This is a genomic window from Planctomycetota bacterium (assembly GCA_016207825.1).
Classification (GTDB): domain Bacteria; phylum Planctomycetota; class MHYJ01; order JACQXL01; family JACQZI01; genus JACQZI01.
In genome coordinates, this window is the sequence record JACQZI010000010.1 from 195,755 (window position 1) to 213,160 (window position 17,406).

The 17,406-nt window shown below is 45.0% G+C and carries 13 protein-coding genes, 1 tRNA gene and 1 pseudogene; 11 read left to right on the forward strand and 4 right to left on the reverse strand.

The features are described 5' to 3' along the window. Positions 1 to 4: 4 nt before the first annotated feature. Complete coding sequence (locus HY811_05695; GenBank protein ID MBI4834293.1) at positions 5 to 2,815, reverse strand: N-6 DNA methylase; 2,811 nt, start codon at positions 2,813 to 2,815, stop codon at positions 5 to 7. Between the two features lie 151 nt (positions 2,816 to 2,966). Between HY811_05695 and HY811_05700 the strand changes: the two genes are divergently transcribed. Both HY811_05700 and HY811_05705 read left to right on the forward strand, forming a co-directional pair. Beyond that, positions 2,967 to 3,932, forward strand: coding sequence for an acetyl-CoA decarbonylase/synthase complex subunit delta (locus HY811_05700; GenBank protein ID MBI4834294.1), 966 nt, complete (start codon positions 2,967 to 2,969; stop codon positions 3,930 to 3,932). Between the two features lie 38 nt (positions 3,933 to 3,970). Next, positions 3,971 to 5,713 carry a formate--tetrahydrofolate ligase gene (locus tag HY811_05705; protein MBI4834295.1) on the forward strand — a complete coding sequence of 581 codons (1,743 nt, stop codon included), beginning with the start codon at positions 3,971 to 3,973 and terminating at the stop codon, positions 5,711 to 5,713. Positions 5,714 to 5,883: 170 nt separating this feature from the next. Here the strand turns inward: HY811_05705 and HY811_05710 are convergent, their stop codons facing one another. Further along, positions 5,884 to 6,171 carry a GIY-YIG nuclease family protein gene (locus HY811_05710; GenBank protein MBI4834296.1) on the reverse strand — a complete coding sequence of 96 codons (288 nt, stop codon included), beginning with the start codon at positions 6,169 to 6,171 and terminating at the stop codon, positions 5,884 to 5,886. Positions 6,172 to 6,380: 209 nt separating this feature from the next. After that, positions 6,381 to 6,462 (reverse strand) — tRNA-Leu (locus HY811_05715). A gap of 171 nt (positions 6,463 to 6,633) precedes the next feature. Between HY811_05715 and HY811_05720 the strand changes: the two genes are divergently transcribed. The 6 genes and pseudogenes from HY811_05720 to HY811_05745 all read left to right on the forward strand — a co-directional run bounded on the left by HY811_05720 (position 6,634) and on the right by HY811_05745 (position 12,773). Continuing rightward, positions 6,634 to 7,560, forward strand: a complete 927-nt coding sequence (locus tag HY811_05720) for a TIGR01212 family radical SAM protein (GenBank protein MBI4834297.1) — start codon at positions 6,634 to 6,636, stop codon at positions 7,558 to 7,560. Positions 7,561 to 7,574: 14 nt separating this feature from the next. Next, positions 7,575 to 7,865, forward strand: a pseudogene (locus HY811_05725) (GIY-YIG nuclease family protein). After that, a complete protein-coding gene (thiE, locus tag HY811_05730) occupies positions 7,852 to 8,976 on the forward strand; it encodes a thiamine phosphate synthase (GenBank protein MBI4834298.1) in 1,125 nt (374 codons plus the stop codon). The pseudogene HY811_05725 and the gene thiE overlap by 14 nt, the downstream one beginning before the upstream one ends. Positions 8,977 to 9,107: 131 nt before the next feature. Further along, positions 9,108 to 9,284 (forward strand): hypothetical protein, encoded by a 177-nt coding sequence (locus HY811_05735; GenBank protein MBI4834299.1) that lies wholly within the window; start codon positions 9,108 to 9,110, stop codon positions 9,282 to 9,284. Positions 9,285 to 10,895: 1,611 nt separating this feature from the next. Then, positions 10,896 to 11,105, forward strand: a complete 210-nt coding sequence (locus HY811_05740) for a helix-turn-helix domain-containing protein (protein ID MBI4834300.1) — start codon at positions 10,896 to 10,898, stop codon at positions 11,103 to 11,105. Between the two features lie 138 nt (positions 11,106 to 11,243). Beyond that, on the forward strand, positions 11,244 to 12,773 hold the full coding sequence (locus tag HY811_05745; GenBank protein ID MBI4834301.1) for a benzoate-CoA ligase family protein: 1,530 nt from the start codon (positions 11,244 to 11,246) through the stop codon (positions 12,771 to 12,773). A gap of 12 nt (positions 12,774 to 12,785) precedes the next feature. Here HY811_05745 and HY811_05750 read toward each other — a convergent pair whose 3' ends face one another. Continuing rightward, on the reverse strand, positions 12,786 to 13,157 hold the full coding sequence (locus tag HY811_05750; protein MBI4834302.1) for a DUF1844 domain-containing protein: 372 nt from the start codon (positions 13,155 to 13,157) through the stop codon (positions 12,786 to 12,788). 87 nt (positions 13,158 to 13,244) lie between these two features. Here HY811_05750 and HY811_05755 point away from each other — a divergent pair, with 87 nt between their 5' ends. The 3 genes from HY811_05755 (at position 13,245) to HY811_05765 (ending at position 17,387) form a co-directional block, all read left to right on the forward strand. Beyond that, on the forward strand, positions 13,245 to 13,826 hold the full coding sequence (locus HY811_05755) for a sigma-70 family RNA polymerase sigma factor (protein MBI4834303.1): 582 nt from the start codon (positions 13,245 to 13,247) through the stop codon (positions 13,824 to 13,826). A gap of 103 nt (positions 13,827 to 13,929) precedes the next feature. Next, entirely contained in the window at positions 13,930 to 16,050 is a 2,121-nt protein-coding gene (locus tag HY811_05760) for a serine/threonine protein kinase (protein MBI4834304.1), read from the forward strand. A 5-nt stretch (positions 16,051 to 16,055) separates the two neighbouring features. After that, entirely contained in the window at positions 16,056 to 17,387 is a 1,332-nt protein-coding gene (locus tag HY811_05765) for a zf-HC2 domain-containing protein (protein ID MBI4834305.1), read from the forward strand. Positions 17,388 to 17,406: the final 19 nt, after the last annotated feature.

The following is a 17,406-nucleotide window of genomic DNA, read 5'->3' on the forward strand; positions in this document are numbered from 1 at the left end:
TTACTTATAAGTTTCCTTCCACGATTTTGATTTCGGCTGGAGTTAGACCATACAGTTTATAAACCAATTCATCAATCTCGCGGTCGGTTTCGGTAATCTGGTTCTGGAGTTGGTCTTTCTCGTTGCCTTTGGCGGCTTGGATTTTCTTGTTCAGGGCAAGCATTATATTAACCAATGCTATCATCTTGCTGTAGAGTTTCTTTTCCACAGAAGACGATAAATTAATTTTGCGAACAGGTAACTGCGCTAAATGCCCTCGTTTTACTTGGGCAAGGGCTTCACCCTTTTCCGGATTTATAATTGTTTGATAAAACCAATTTAATAATCGCGAGTTAAGAAGGCCTAATATGTAATGCAAGCTTATATCTTTTTCACTCGGCAAAATAGTATATAAATTATCGCGAACAATAAATTGCTCTTGGTCTATTACAGCAACCAAAGAGTCTCCGGTTTGTCGTATAACTATTTTTTCAGGTGCATCATAACCTGCAGAATATCGAGGTTCCGCAAGCCAGTCACCAAAACTAATCCAATAAGCATTGTTCCAAAGAATTTGATACTTTTGAATAAGGCTTCCTCTTAATAAAGGACGAAATGTTGAATTGAGTTTCTTTTCTGAAACAAATGGTTTTTCATCCACGATTTTGCGTGTCTGATGAGGGCTGCCTTTCCCTACCTGAAAAGGCTTTGCGCCCTGCGTAATAATACACACTTTATCAAGAACAGGAAATCTCCGTAATTTATTGGCAAAGCCAGTTAATTCTGGTCTTTCAAGGATGTTGACGGGTTTTCCATTAGTATCTTGCCATCTTTGTTGTGGGATAAAGTATTCGCTTTGCGTATTGTCTTTTTCGACAACTGTAATCATGATTTTAGAGGCTGATTTTGAGATTACTTTTCTGATAATAACTATTTCCGTATCTACCGTAGCTTCTAAGAAAACTGGATGACGGTAATGAACTATGTTTTCAACTTGTGTTTTGCTAAAAACATATTGCCTGATTTTATTAGACTGAATATTTAGAAGCCAAGTATTTGGAATAATCATACCAAATAAACCACTTTTCCTTAGCAAGGAAAGAGATTTTTCGAGGAATAATATATAAGAATCTAATTGATAATCTTGGGATTCAAATTTAGCCAATAAATACTTTGTTGTATTTGAAGACAACAAAGCACCATACGGTGGGTTTCCAATGACCACGTCAAACCCGCCCTTTTTCATAACCCTATCAAACTGTTTGTCCCAGTTGAATGGTTTCACCTTATACCAGTCATCGCCGAAATATTTCTTTAATGATATGGCATCACCGGAGACGAGCGAATTACCGCATTTAATATTACTGTTTAACATTGGGAGAACCGCCTGCCCGGAGATGAAAGACTCCCCGTCAAGCATCTTTAACATCAGGGATAGTTTGGTTACCTCTACTGCCTGTTCATCTAAATCCACGCCAAAGATATGGTCAAGCAGAATCTTCCGCTTTTCGAAGATATCAAGCTGGGGTAATTGTTCTTCATCTTTGAGTTGCAATTTCTTCTGCCCGGCAGAGTGCTTCAATTTAAGTTTCTTTTGCCTACGGTAGTAATTTATCATTTCCTCATAAGCCCTGATAAGGAAACTGCCTGAGCCGCAAGCCGGGTCTAATATCTTTAATTCCTTAATCTTTTTGGGAGGCAATTCCTTTAAGAGCTTGCCGATAGTATTTTGCACGATATAGTCAACGATATATTGAGGCGTGTAATAAACGCCCCCGGCTTTCCTGACATCCGGCTTCATTTCGTATTTGACCTGTTGCTCAGTTAATTTGATAGTATAACCCAGGTATTCTTCATAGATATTCCCCAGCACTTCCAGCGGGATGACATCGAATTGGTAAGGGTTATAGGTTTCCTTGATGATTTGTTCCATTACCGGGAAGTCAATAGCTAAATTTGCCTCCCATTCTTTGGGGCTGAAAAGGTCGCTATCAAAAGTGTTGTTGTAGCTTTTAAACTCTTCTTTGAGCAATAGCATGGTATTGGTGCCGATGGATTCTGTCCGTTCTCCAAACAGTTCGGATAGTTTCTTACGGTGTACCAGCCCGCGGTCTTCGCAGGAGCGCATAAAGACAATCCGGTCAAGGAGTTTCTGGGTAATTTCCTTTAGGTAATGGGCGTCCTTTTCCTTGTCGCCGGAATCAAAGAGCGCAGGATTATTCTTGTATATGTCTTTGGCTAATGCCTCCCGCCATTCTTTGAGGTCTTTAAGGATTGCCTTGTCTACAGGCAGTTTTTCCAGATTGGATTTCTTTAAGAGAAGTTTATCAAGAGTGCCGTTTAACGCCGATTCCTTGGAAAGAGGCCAGATATCGTCGTCAAAGGAATCAAGATAAAAGTTCAGCTTGCCGTATATTTTACGGCCTTTGATTGTATTTCTTAAATCAGGTTTGACGGTAACATCAAAAAGCCAGCTTTCTTCAAAGTTAGTCAGGAGGACAAACGGGACGCCTCTTTTATTATAGCCGTATTTCAGAACCTGTTCGGTATGGGCGGAAAGACCGTCTTTGGGTGTTTTGGCTTCAACGAATATTTTTATCTTGCCGTCTATTTTTAACCCGTAATCAACCCTGCCCCGTGAAACTGATTCTTCAGGGCTGACTTCATCGCGGTTAGTTATATCCCAGCCCAGGACGTCTTTTAGGAATGGATTGATAAAAGCCATTTTGGTGGCTTCTTCGTTATAAGTTTCTATCTTGCCGGCGGATTTCTCGCTTTCAAACTTCTCTATTAGTTTGGCGAGATTTTCTTTGGCAGTTTCTTTGGTTAGGGGCATATGTTTTTTAGTATACCTTTTCCTCTATCGTTATTCAATCTTTTTCAGGAGTATTTATCAGCACACCTCACGTTAATCTGCGGTTATAGTTTTACTTGACAACTGATTTAATAAGATTTATCCTATCGCAATAGGTTTAAGGAGAGCTAATATGCCGGTAACAAAAATGCTCGAAAAATGGTCGGGTCAAGTCCAGGAAATCACTATCGGCGCAACCAAATCAGAAGGCGGCTCCAGAACCAAATCCGTAAAAGTCGGCGGGGAAACCGCCATGCCTTTCCTCCATGAAGATGGAAAGATGCCCAATAAGCCCCTTATTGCCATGGAAGTCCTGGACTGGGTTCCGCCGGACTGGCACCCGGTTCTCAAGGAAACCTTTAAAGACGTCTTAAATAATCCCGCCAAATGGGCAAAGAAATGCCAGGATGAATACGGAGCTGACCTTATCTGCCTCAAACTCCTGGGCGCCCATCCAGAAAATAATAATACCTCCACGGCAGATATTGTCAAAACCGTCAAGGCCGTCAAAGATGCCGTCGGTTTACCCATCATTATCTGGGGATGCGGCAACGCGGAAAAGGATAACCAGCTTTTCCCGGCAATCAGCCAGGCATTGAAAGGCGAAAGAGCCCTTCTGGGGACAGCTACCCAGGATAACTACAAAACGCTCGCCGCCACCTGCATCGCGGATGGGCATAACATCATCGCGGAAAGCCCGCTTGATATAAATATCTGCAAACAGATCAATATCCTGCTTTCCGATATGGATATGCCCTTTGAACGCATCGTCATCTTCCCGACGACCGGGGCAATCGGTTATGGATTTGAATACGCTTATTCCATAATGGAACGCACCCGGCTGGCCGCCCTGGGCGGCGACAGCGCCATGGCCTGCCCTATAATCGGAGTCGTCTCTTCCGAAGCCTGGAAGACCAAGGAAGCCAAGGCGCCCGAATCCGAAATGCCCGGCTGGGGCGCACTGACCGAAAGGGCCATTTCCTGGGAAACAATAACTGCCTGCGGATTCCTGCTCGCCGGTGCCGATATATTAATTATGTACCACCCGAAATCGGTGGAACTGCTTAAGAAATATATCGAGCAGATGATGGCACGCTAAAGGCCATCATCCCTGCCCTAAAGCGAAAGGGAAAAACAATGGCAGAATCAACCTCCAAATCCAAAAGCGGAGCGAAGCGTCGTCCCGAGGATGTCAAACCCGATATCGAAATCGCCCAAGCGGCAAAGATAAAACCGATTACCCAAATCGCCAAGACTCTCGGCATTGACGAACGCTATATCGAGCCATACGGGCATTACAAAGCCAAAATCAGCCTTGATTTGCTGGATACGCTTAAGAATAAGCCGCTCGGGAAATATATAGTCGTCACGGCAATCACCCCAACACCCCTGGGAGAAGGCAAGACCGTCACAACAATCGGGCTTTCCATGGCATTGAATCACATCGGTAAAAACGCGGTTACCTGCATACGCCAGCCCTCGCTCGGTCCGGTCTTCGGGATTAAAGGCGGCGCGGCCGGCGGCGGATATTCCCAAGTCATCCCGATGGAGGATTTCAACCTGCACCTAACCGGCGATGTCCACGCGGTCAGCATCACCCACAATCTCTTGGCCGCATTCATTGATAACAGCATCTACCACGGTAACAAGCTTGATATCGACCCGAAAAATATCTTCTGGCGGCGGGTGGTCGATATCAGCGACCGCGCGCTCAGGAATATAATCACCGGTCTTAACGACGAGAAACTGCAGAGAGAAACCGGGTTTGATATCGCGGTTGCCTCCGAAGTAATGGCGATACTCGCGCTGACGGCGGACCTGAAGGATTTAAGGAAACGGCTGGGAAGAATCGTGGTCGCCACGGATAAAAATGGAAAGCCGGTAACGGCGGACGACCTTAAATGCGCCGGTTCCATGGCGATACTGATGAAAGACGCGCTTAAGCCGAATCTCCTGCAGACCCTGGAAAACACGCCCTGTTTCGTGCACGCGGGGCCTTTCGGGAACATCGCGCACGGGAACAATTCCATCATTGCCGACCGGATGGCGCTGCGCTTGAGCGATTACGTGGTGACGGAAAGCGGATTCGGGGCGGATTGCGGCGCGGAGAAATTCATCAATATCAAATGCCGGGTGAGTGGGTTAAAACCTGATTGCGCGGTGATAGTCGCTTCCATCCGCGCGCTCAAGATGCACGGAGGCCTGGGCAAAATAGTCGCCGGGAAGCCCCTGCCCGAAGAGCTGAAGAAAGAAAACCTCGGCGCCTTGGAAAAAGGCTGCGCCAACCTTGAGAAACACATAGAAAATATGCTGCTCCACGGCGTGCCGGTGGTGGTGGCTATCAATAAATTCACCACGGATACGGAAAAGGAAATCGAACTGGTCAGGGAAATCGCCCGGAAAGCCGGCGCCCAAGACGCCCTCACCTGCGATGTCTGGGCGAACGGCGGCGCGGGCGGAACGGACCTGGCCATGGCGGTCGCCAAGGCCGCGGACAAGCCTTCCAAATTCAGGTTCCTCTACGAAACGGAATGGCCCATAAAGAAAAAGATTGAGACTATCGCCACCAAAATCTACGGCGCCAAGGACGTTCACTACGAGCCCCTGGCAGAGGAAAAGATTAAAATGTATACGGAACTCGGCTATGACAAATTGCCGATTTGCATGGCAAAAACGCATCTTTCCCTGTCACACGACCCTGAATTAAAAGGAAGGCCTTCGGGATTTACTTTGCCGGTAAGGGACGTCCGCGCTTCGATAGGAGCAGGGTTCCTGTATCCATTATGCGGGAAGATGATGACCATGCCGGGTTTGCCGAGCAATCCGGCCGGCGCGCATTATGATATCACGGATGAAGGAAAGGTGCTGGGACTGTTCTAAGCCATCCCACTCCGCTTCCCCTCACGGGATGCCTGCCCTATTCTACAAATGGGACTCCCTATTTATTCGGGGTCCCCGAAACAGAGTGGAGCGGGGCTGGACTATGCTTCGGGAACGCCCAATCCTATTATTTTTGTGGGGAGGCAGCTGCTTACACAGATTTGAAATAATTACTGATTGCGACCGGCTTTAACGGCAATGCGTTTATTCCGTTTAGCCTGTTTGTCTATCAATTCTTTCTTCTTGGCTTTAGGGAAGCCTTTCACCTGGATTTCCCTTTTCATCGCCTTTGCCTGGCCGCCGCAGCGCTCCCGGTAGACCAATATTGCCGGAGTTCTTGTCCTGGTATAACGCGCGCCTTTGCCGGAATTGTGCATGGCAAGGCGATGCTCAATATCCTTGGTGATGCCGGTGTAGTAGGTTTTATCTGAGCATTCCAGTATATATAAGTACCACATAGGAAAGAGGAATAAACCCTTCGACTACGCTCCCGCCAGAGGCGAGGCTCGCCAAAGGCGGCAGGGTAACCCTTCGACAAGCTCAGGCTAAATGCGCGGGGCGAGATTTGTCATTTCCCGGATCCCGCTACAGCGGGAAACTCGCAAGCCGCTTGCAGCGCATCTATTCGCGCGTAATTTATTGCTAAAAGAACACTGGCTTTAAGGATTGCGCGGGGCGAGATTTGAACTCGCAAGCCTTGCGGCATACGCCCCTCAAACGTACGTGTTTGCCAATTCCACCACCCGCGCTTATTGTTACATGGATTTAATCCCACTCCTCCCGCCTTGCGGGATACGGGGACACCCGATTATTGGGAATCCCGAAATGGGCGAATCAGTTTTATCAGTTTAGCCTGTTTACAGAATAAATCAAGAAAAATATATCTTGCCTGCTCGGCTATAATTAATATAATGCAATTGATGAGGCGTTATTATTCCTTTAACCAATACCTGAAAGAAACCTTTCCGGGACACCGCATTTACAAGATACCGGTCCATGCCGGCTTAACCTGTCCCAACCGCGACGGAAAGGCCGGGACCGGAGGCTGTATCTATTGCGATAACCGCTCTTTCAGCCCTAATACGAGACAAAACAAACCATTATCCATAAAAAGTCAGGTTGAAGAAGGAATGAAATTCTATCGCACCAGGCACCAGGCAGATAAATTCATCGTCTATTTCCAATCTTTCAGCAACACCTATGCACCGATAGAAAAACTAAGGCAATTATATGATGAAGCAACAGGTTTTCCGGATGTAGTAGGGTTATCCATCGGTACACGGCCGGATTGCGTTTCTGAAGAAACCATCTCTCTTATCAGTAAATATACTAAAAAATATCTGGTCTGGATGGAATACGGGATCCAGTCAATACACAATAAAACACTTGATTTAATCAACCGGGGGCATACTTACGATGATTTCGCCAAGGCGGTAAATATAACCAAGGGCAAAGGTATAAAAATCGCCACCCATATTATCCTGGGACTGCCCGGAGAAACCAAAAACGATATGATAAAAACCGCGCAACAGGTCGGATTGCTCGGACTGGATGGCATTAAGATTCATCATCTTTATGTCGCTAAGAATACGGCATTGGAAAACCGGCATAATGAAAGCAAGGTAAAATTATTGACATTGGGCGAATATATTCCTTTAGTATGTGATATCTTGGAAAACCTGCCTGAAGGAATGGTAATCCAAAGGCTGGTCGGCGAACTTTCGGAAAGCTATGCCATCGCGCCGGCCTGGAACGTCCCTAAAGCTAAAATACTTTCGATGATAGAAGCGGAACTGGATACTCGCGGCTCTTACCAGGGAAGGCTTTTTCCGAAAATGCCCCGTTAGAGATTAACTAAGCTATGTTTTATACTTATGTGCTATTAAGCAAGAAAGACGGCAAATGGTATACTGGCTATATTAACGATTTACGGAAACGCTTCAAGGAACATAATGATAACTAGACTGCTTCAACAAAAGGGAGAGGCCTTTGAATTGATGTATTATGAGCATGCGTAAACAAATATGATGCTTTAGTTCGTGAGAAATACTTAAAAAGCGGGATGGGAAAACGATATCTTAAAAATCGCCTGAAGCGTTTCCTATCTCTAACGGGGTGCGACAAGTATAAAACTACAGATGAATACAGATAAACACAGTTTACTCAGAATAATAGACGTGAATGCTAATAGGTGCCGTGAGGCAACCCGCGTACTTGAGGATTATACAAGATTTGTCTTGGATAACGAACAGTTTTCAACCCAACTACGCGATATCCGGCATAAACTGACTGAATGCCTAAAACCTCTCGGCAATCTGGCGTCGGCACGTAATGTCCAAGACGATATCGGACGCGAGAATATCTCAAATACCTCTACCACAGCCGGAGTCGTAATTGCTAATTTTAAGAGACTCCAGGAATCATTAAGAAGCCTGGCTGAATATACTAAAACCATTAAGCCATCTCATTTCTATCAAAAGGGACTCCCTATCAATCCCGATTGTATCGGGAAACAAATTAGAACGAGGCAGATTACAATAGGGATAGAAAAACTCCGGTTTAATGCTTATGAACTGGAACAGCAAATTACATTCCATCTCTTCCCGAATAAGGCATTCCAAAATGTCCGGTTGTATGTCCTGGTCTCAACCGATTTAATCCATAAGCCCATCATAGAAATTGCCAGGGACGTCATCCGCGGCGGAGCAGACGCCCTACAGCTAAGGGAAAAATCCATGCCGGATAATGTACTGCTCGATATGGCGCTTAATATAAGAAAACTGACTATGGCTCATAAGGTATTATTTATCGTGAATGACCGGGTGGATATCGCGCATCTGGCCAATGCGGACGGAGTGCATTTGGGCGATAGCGATATCCCGATTAGGCAGGCGAGGAAGATATTAGGGCCGGATAAAATTATCGGAGCAACCAGCCATAATATTAAAGAAGCACTGGAAGCGCAAAATGAAGGCGCGGATTATATCTCGGTTGGGCCGATGTTCCCATCCCCCACCAAGCCGCACCTAAAGGCGGAAGGGCTGAAATATATCAAGGAAACCGCTCAGAAAATAAAGATTCCTTATGTCGCCATCGGGGGGATAAACAAAACCAATTTACCTTCGTTACTAAAACAGCATAAAAAACTGTTTAAATATCCGCTGAAGGCGGCGGTTTCTTCGGCTATTCTTGGAAAATCCAATCCGGCGGCGGAAACAAAGTTTATAAAAAAAGCATTAGCCTCAAAGACGCCAAGACACTAAAAAACAGCTTGGTAATTTTCCGGCTTAGTGCCTTAGAGTCTTGGTGGCAAAAATCACAAAGTTTTCTTGCATTATACAGGTTTTTATTATAGTTTGAATATGTCATTATAAAAATGAAAGGAGGTGATAACATGGGAGACCTGTATGTTGTCCAATCAAAGGTAAAGGAATTCATCAAGAAAAAAGGTTGCAACACCAGCGCTGACGCGGTAAAGATGCTCAGCAAAACCATCGAAGAACACCTGGTCAAGGCAGTCACCAGGGCAAAGGCAAACAGGAGGAAAACCGTAAAGCCGTCAGACCTTTAAACTAGGGATATCATGAGCGATACCCGTCCCCGATAGCCATCGGGAGAACGTGGATAAACCAGGAATCTAAACGCAACCTTAAGTGAACTGAATCCGGGGGCATGATGTTCACCCCGCACCTTATGTGGTGCGTGGGTAAAAGCTCATCGTGTCTCCGGATTTTTATTAACAGGGAATGTAGTGTAACTGTTATATTTATAAGCATATAATTTTATTATACTAAATTAAAATTTTATTCCAAACCACATACTAAGACAAGGAAAATGGAGCAGGCGGTTCCACACCCGTTGAGCCAAATGCTTATCCGCCCCCATCTCTCCGTATTATCGTTCGGGACAGATTAGCAGGACTTATCCGGAGCGGCCCAATTATTTACTATTTTCACCACCCACCTATCGGGATGTATACTATTGGCGCGGGAGATGTAGATTATAGGTGGGGCGCCGGATAAGAGCGTATTTCATAACACTCCGGCTTTGTCACCCTGAGTAAAGCGGAGGGTCTCGTTTGGCTTATAATGAGATTCTTTCCGCCTGACCCCGAAGACATTCGGGGCTTGGCGGGCGCGGAGTTTACTCTGAAGCATTGGAGATGCTTCGCTCAGCATGACAACTGTTGAAGGGCTCAGAATGACCTCGCTCCACTTCGTTTTCCGCCAATCCGCCTCAGGCGGACTGGCATGGCGGGACACCCGATTAACCCCGCTCCGCTGCGCTTCGGGGTCACTCCGAATAATCGGGAGTCCCGGTATGGGTGTAGGGAGCCCCATACCGAAGGTATGGGGCAGTTAGTTAGGTTATAAAATGCGCTATAGGATTACCAGCCCAGATTCTTTCAAGGCTGATTTCAAACGGATATCTATATCCCGCACAAGATGCGAAACATACCAAGAATCCAATTATCCCCACCAAGGGTTCTGGGCAAGAAAGATGTCAAAAGTTAGCTCATAAACCGCCAATTTCTCACGCAAAGTTGCAGTCCACAGCAACTTTATTTGACTTCTCAAAAAACAGACAGCAACTTTAATTCCATTAAAGTTGCACTACAGGGCAACTTTATGTTGGATTTTGGCAGATTGGGCAAGCAATATCTCTAAATAAAGCCATATTTGCCGCCTGAGGATGACTTGCCTCCGGAGAGGACATTGGAACCCTATGCCTAACTCCTTATAAATAACACTGTTGGGACAAGTGAGCAGAAGTGAGCAAGTAGGGGTAGGGTACCCCCTATACTACCCTGCCCTACTGCAACATCTCCCCTAAGATAGGAACAGCACTGAGGTAAGGCGGAATCCGTTCTCTGGTATGACAGAATCCATGTAGAGGTATGGCAGAAACCGTACTTAGGTAGGACAGGAACAGCCCGCCTGACCGGACGGGCAGGTATTCCGGTAGGCAGGAACCCATATCCCGGTAGATTGGAATCCGCACTCCGGTAAAGCGGAACTACGACTCCGGTAGGGTGGAACTACTACCCCGGTAAGATGGAATCACTACTTAGGGCAGGCGGAAACCATTATCGGGTTAGATAGAGAATATGCAGGTCAATTATTTTTATGGGTGGTATGACGTCCTCTGAATTAGAATTAATATCTGTTATTATTCCACTCTTTTGTTGCATTATATTAAACTAACCAAGAAACAGATTAAAGAATTAGATGATTTCTTAAAGATTAAGCGCCTGCCTTTGGCTCCTGATGAAAAAAGGATAAGAACGCGAGGGCAGGCAGTTTGCTATTCTGCTGAAGGCTGGCCGGTTAGCGATATCGCCAAAAAGCTAAATACATACGAACGCTCGGTCTGGCGCTGGCTGGAGCCCTGAATACATTCGGGACATTCGCCTTAATTCGCAATACCTGTGTTTGCGCCTGTATTCACCAACGCATTAAAATCTGGATTTTTCCCGGAATTTTTGCTATAATAAAAAGTCTTAATTATGCAACTTTGGGGGAGTAGCAACATGAAGAATATTCTATACCCGGAAAGGCTGAATGTCACCGAGGCGCTTCTGTCTGAAAACATTTCCAAAAGAGCTGATAAAACAGCCCTTTATTTTAACGACCAACAAATAACCTACAAGAAATTAGGGGAAGACGTAAACCGTTTCGGCAACGTCCTTAAAGGCCTGGGCATAAAACCGGGTGAAAGAATATTACTGGTCCTTTTAGATACGCCTTATTTTTATTACGCCTTTTTGGGGAGCATCAAATACGGCACCATTCCGGTCCCGATAAATACCACCCTTAAAAAAGCCGATTACGAATTTATCATTCAGGACAGCCAAGCAACCACAATTATTACCTGGGAAAAAAGCGAGGCGGCTCAAGCCAAATCAGCTTCATTAAAACATACTATTTTCTGCGATAAACCCTTTGACGGACTTATGGCAAAGGCGTCTCCGGAATTAAAGCCGGCTGACACATCAAAGGATGATACCGCCTTCTGGCTATACAGCTCCGGGAGCACCGGAAAGCCAAAAGGAGTCCTCCACCGGCACCGAGACATCCTTTTCACCGCCGATACTTACGCAAAAGAAGTGTTAAAGATATCTGAAAAAGACATTATCTTTTCCGCCAGCAAGTTATTTTTTGCGTATGGGCTTGGCAATTCGCTTTCTTTCCCTTTAAGGGCAGGCGCATCGGTAATCGTCTTTTCCGAAGGACCATCACCGGAAAATGTGCTGAATATTGTAGAAAAGCTTAAGCCGACAGTATTTTTCGGGGTGCCCACCCTTTATAACTCTATGCTAAAGCGTATGAAGGGTAACCCTTTCAGTTCTGTCCGTATCTGCGCCTCAGCCGGAGAAGCCCTGCCTCCGGAGATATACAAGAAATGGGAAAAGGTCACGGGGCTGGAAGCGCTTGACGGAATCGGTTCAACCGAGGCCTTACATATTTTCATTTCTAATTTTCCGAACGGCGTAAAGGAAAATTCAACAGGGAAAACCGTGCCTGGTTACGAGGCAAAAATTATAACTACTGAAGGCAAAGAGCTCGCCGACGGAGAAACGGGGTATCTCGTTATCCGCGGGCAAAGCATCACCCCTTCTTACTGGAACCGGCCGGATGAAAATAAAGCGAAAATAATGGCAGACGGATGGTTCAACACCGGCGATATGTATAGTAAGGAAAACGGTTACTTTTTCTGCCAGGGGCGCGGTGATGATATGCTTAAGGTCGGCGGCATTTGGGTTTCACCGGCGGAAATAGAAAATGTAATTACCTCTCATGCCGCGGTGCATGAATGCGCGGTTGTCGGACATAAAGTGGAAGGACTGGTAAAACCTTTTGCCTACGCGGTTTTAAACCAGGGATACGATAAAACCGAGGAGTTTTCCAAAAAACTCCTTGCCGAAGTGCAGGAAAAACTTCCCAAATACAAATGGCCGTGGGAAATACGGTTTGTCGATTCCCTCCCCAGGACCAGCACGGGAAAAATCCAGCGCTTTAAATTAAGGAATAGTCAGCCGGAATATTCGGCGAGAAGCTGAAAGAAACTCCGCTTACGGCTTGGCTTTCTTACTTATCGCGACAAATGCCATCTGGAGGTTATAAAGCACTTCCTTCATTGCCTGGGCTTCTTCAGGCGTGAGATTTCCTTTGGTCTTGGCTTCCAAAATCTGGATAGTATCGATAAGGTATTTCGCCTCAGGTAAATTCATTTCCTTCTGCCCGGTTGCCGGGTGCGGCACCTGCCCCAAAGCCATTAAAGCCTGTGTGGCCAGTGTGGAAATGAAATGGATAAAACTGGGCCCTTCGGGACCTTCGGCTTCTTCACCTGGGGGTTCTTTTGAAGCAGAACTTTGGGCAAATTTTTCCTTCTCAGCCCGGGCCCGCATTTTCCAGTCTTCGTCTATATGCTTTTCTTCTGACATATTATATAATATATAACATCTGTTCACTAAATAGTCAAGTAGAAAATGAGTTGACATAATAACTTTTATATAATATCCTGTTATGTCATGGAAGAAATGGACCTAATCAGGCAAAGCCAGCAGAATAACCGCCAGGCTTTTAACCAGCTGGTGCTGAAACACCAGGACGTATTATATAATACATTATACCGGATGATAGGCAATGAGGATGACGCACTGGATATCTGCCAGGAGGCATTCATCCGGGCATTTGTCAATATCAAAAGTTTCAGGGGAAATTCATCGTTCCTGACATGGCTCTGCCAGATAGCAATCAACCAGTATTACACTCATCACCAGAAGGCCAAAAAAGAGAAAGAACGCAAGGTTGATTACCAGATAGTCCAGAAAAAACAAGTCGTCCAGGCATATTCATCCGGGCTGACCGATATGAATAACCCTTCAATAAACCCAACCCAGCCGGTTCAAGCCAAAGAACAGGAGGAAACGGTCCAGAACGCCCTTAATTCGCTTGAGCCGGAAATGAGGAAAATTGTTGTATTAAAAGACATGGAAGATTTATCCTATACGGAAATTTCCGCAATGGTCAAAAAACCAGTTCATATCGTCCGCACACGGCTCTGCCAGGCACGCCAACAGTTACGAACTGCCCTAAAAAAATATTTATAGAAAAACAATTTTATTTAGCATGTTTTAAAACCGCCCCAGTCTAATATAGTGGAAAGACAAGAGAAACCGCTAAAGGGGATATTAGAATAAAAGGAGCAATGAAATGACGGCTTATCAAAATCAGGCAGATGATAATCAAAAAGGGAAAGCAAAAACGGGCACGTCTAAACTCCAGTTAACTGGAGAAACGCTCGGTAATTTCCGCATCACAGAAGAATTAGGCAAGGGAGGGATGGGCGTTGTTTACAAGGCTTACGACCGCGCGCTTGACCGCGTGGTGGCAGTCAAGGTCTTGCCCCTCCATCTGGCAGAAGACAATGAGTTCATTAAAAGATTTATCCGCGAAGCCAGAATCGCTGCGAAGCTCGAGCATCCGAATATCGTCCAGATTTATTCGGCCGCCAAATCAGGAAACCTCTGGTACATCGCAATGCAACTTGTCAACGGCAAGCCCCTTTCAGCTTACCAGAAAACCAAAACAAAGTTTTCCATAAAGGACGCTTTGCTTATTACGCGTGCGGTGGCAGACGCCCTTTTCACCGCCCACCGGATGGGAATCGTCCACAGGGATATCAAGCCATCCAATATCATGATAGATGAAAAGGGACAAGTCAAAGTGATGGATTTCGGGCTGGCGCGCGCCATGGTCGCGCGCAACAAGATAACCCATACCGGGCTTTACCTTGGGACACCTGAATACAGCTCTCCGGAACAATGCGAGAGCTCTGTAGTAGATGAAAGAGCCGATATCTATTCGCTGGGAGTGGTATTATACGAATTGCTTTCGGGCAGAGTCCCCCATGTCGCCGAAACACCGCTGGCTCTCTTTAAAAAGATAGTGGAAGAACCGCCTATCCCGATTAAAATGATTAATTCCAACGTCCCCGCTTCCGTAGCCAACCTGGTAAATAAAATGATGGAAAAAAACAAGGAAAAGCGTTACCAGTCTACAAGAAATATTATTGAGGATATTGACAGCATTCTCAAAACCGAAGCGCTGCCGGTAGCCAAAAACGTAATCAGGATAAATGATTCAGGTGACCCTAAAGCCACTCCGGCTATTCCTGTCAAGAAACACGGGAAAAGAATCATCGTAATAACCAAATCACCCTTCCCCGTGCTATATACATTAATAGGGGTCGCTGCCGGGATATTACTGGTGTTATTTATTGCTTTCCGCAATAAACCTTCCGAACCAGATAAAACAATTGATTCATATCATGGGAAAAATGTTCCGGCCAGCCAGCAAACGGTTGATACGGCACAAGAAGCGGAAGATATTAAAACAGTTGTCTTTGATTTCCAGAATCTCGGTAATAACAGCGATGCGAAATGGCTGGAAATAGCAATTCCGGAAATGCTTATTGTCAATCTTAACCAGTGCCAAACGCTTAAAACCATCCCCCGCCCATCGCTTATGGAAAAGATAAAGCAGACAAAAAAGATAATAGACAGTAATTCTCTTTTCAGCCCGGAAGCCAAGTCTATTTTAAACGGGTTGAAAGCCGACGTGGTAATAGTAGGAAAGTTTTTTATTCCCGAACCGCCTAAAATCAGGGTTACCGCAAGCATTTACCGCTATGACGGCAAAAACCAGCCCGGATTAATACATATTGCCGATTGTGGGAAAGACGGGGCTAATTATAATAAAGACCTGCTTAAAATCATTGATGATTTAACTGTAAAAGTAATAGACACCTTAAAGGAAAAAGGACAGCCATACCTAGTCCAGGCCAGCCGGATTTCCTTGCCCGGCTCGCCTGATACGGCAAAGTTAATGGTGGCGCAACTGGACCAGGCTAAACAGCTTAATGCTTATCTGGGAAAGAACAAAAACGAGCATCTTGATAAAACGAATATGAGAGACTACGGCAATAAGAGCATGGAACTTTCAAATGCCCCCGCAGCGCCTAAGATAAGCAAACCTGAAGAAAATAATATCATCGTTGCCGAAAAATCAATGGAAGAACCTGAACTTCAAGGATTATCCGCAGAAGGCGGTTTTGTAGAACTAACGGATGAAGAGAAAAAACCTAAGGACGAATCGGTTAAAGGCGATATCGAAACAAAGCTGGCTGAAAAAGAAAAATCAATCGACAAAACAAGCGATATGCTTGATAACAAAAACGGGCCATCCCAGGAAGAAATAGAATTAATAAATAAATTAAAAATGCTATATAACACCATCCAGCGGATGGAACAAAAAGATAAGGAAGCGAGGTAGTGGTTATGAAATGCGATAATATCAGAGAATTATTAAGCGCTTATATTGATGACGAGCTTTCCGAAAAAGAGTCAACAATGGTCAGGCACCATCTGGAAGATTGCCTCGATTGCAAGGAGGAAGCCGTTGAATTAAACAAGGTGCGGCAAATGATGAAAGAATTGCCTATGGTAAAAGCACCGGGCGAACTTGTTGACAGGATAAATAAAGGGTTAGACGGTATTTCCCAACCTAAACACGTAAATATTTTTACACGATACCAATGGATAATACCCAGCCTGGCGACAGCCGCGGCAGCGTTCCTGGTCGTTTACGTAGGCTTAATACTGCAACCGTCTAAAACGACCGAGATAACCGATAATCAGGCCGGCAATGCCGTTCCCGAACATACACTTTTGCCAGCCAATTCGCTTGCGGAATATGAAAAAGCACAACCAGAAGGGTTTACGTGGAGCGTCAACGACAAAACTGACAAACCCGTAGTGTTTTCACAAAAAGTCAATATTGCCTCTAAAAATAATGATAAAGCTTTACAGGATATTAAGGCCATCCTTACACATTATTCAGGTAAAATCGCTGATGGCAAGGCAGGAAAAAAGAGTGAAACACAAAAAGCAAGTAATAATATCTTAACAAAAGGAAAATCGGATACGGAAAGGCAAAAGAGCAAATTAAAAACATATCAGGTCAAAGTAATCCTGCCACTTAACCAAAAAGAAGCTTTTATTGAGCAGCTTAAAATACAGAAAATAGGCGATGTTAAAGTGGCTGACTTGGAAAAAGCCCAAACGGGCTCTCTTACCGTCCATGAATTATTAACTGATGAACTGGTCACCAAAGTTGAAGATAAATTAAACAATAAAATGCTGGAAACAAAAACTGATGTCGAAGATTCATACGGTTGTTTAGCTAAAGAAGATAATAAAACAGGGCCGAATAAACAAGAAAAATCCAATAGAGGAAATTTTGCCGGTGCGATGAAAACCCAGCCAGCGCCGACCGCCCCCACGCAACCGCAGGAAGGCAATTCATTTTTTGAAGAAACCGAAAGTAACCTAAAAAAACTACCTGACAATACCGACCAGGAATTCGAGGATGCCGATAATGAGGAAAAATCTGATGAAGTAAATGAATTAAAAGACAATGCAGAGCAGTTAAAGAAAATAGACGATTCTTTGGTCATACTTCATGATTTGGAATCACAGAAACAAGTAAAAGAAAAAGGAAGCGACAAATCAAGAGGTTTTTCAACTGGCGAAAACAAGGAATTGTCAAAAGATAGAGGCGCATCTGATTTCGGCTTGATAGAGTTAATCATTATTCTAGATGAGGAATAAATTCTCTCCCGGCAAGCCG

Bases quoted from the DNA above. Each gene is read 5' to 3' on its own strand.
- HY811_05695 (MBI4834293.1), bottom strand. From the start codon at position 2,815: ATGCCCCTAACCAAAGAAACTGCCAAAGAAAATCTCGCCAAACTAATA.
- HY811_05700 (MBI4834294.1), top strand. From the start codon at position 2,967: ATGCCGGTAACAAAAATGCTCGAAAAATGGTCGGGTCAAGTCCAGGAA.
- HY811_05705 (MBI4834295.1), top strand. From the start codon at position 3,971: ATGGCAGAATCAACCTCCAAATCCAAAAGCGGAGCGAAGCGTCGTCCC.
- HY811_05710 (MBI4834296.1), bottom strand. From the start codon at position 6,171: ATGTGGTACTTATATATACTGGAATGCTCAGATAAAACCTACTACACC.
- HY811_05720 (MBI4834297.1), top strand. From the start codon at position 6,634: ATGAGGCGTTATTATTCCTTTAACCAATACCTGAAAGAAACCTTTCCG.
- thiE (MBI4834298.1), top strand. From the start codon at position 7,852: ATGAATACAGATAAACACAGTTTACTCAGAATAATAGACGTGAATGCT.
- HY811_05735 (MBI4834299.1), top strand. From the start codon at position 9,108: ATGGGAGACCTGTATGTTGTCCAATCAAAGGTAAAGGAATTCATCAAG.
- HY811_05745 (MBI4834301.1), top strand. From the start codon at position 11,244: ATGAAGAATATTCTATACCCGGAAAGGCTGAATGTCACCGAGGCGCTT.
- HY811_05750 (MBI4834302.1), bottom strand. From the start codon at position 13,157: ATGTCAGAAGAAAAGCATATAGACGAAGACTGGAAAATGCGGGCCCGG.
- HY811_05755 (MBI4834303.1), top strand. From the start codon at position 13,245: ATGGAAGAAATGGACCTAATCAGGCAAAGCCAGCAGAATAACCGCCAG.
- HY811_05760 (MBI4834304.1), top strand. From the start codon at position 13,930: ATGACGGCTTATCAAAATCAGGCAGATGATAATCAAAAAGGGAAAGCA.
- HY811_05765 (MBI4834305.1), top strand. From the start codon at position 16,056: ATGAAATGCGATAATATCAGAGAATTATTAAGCGCTTATATTGATGAC.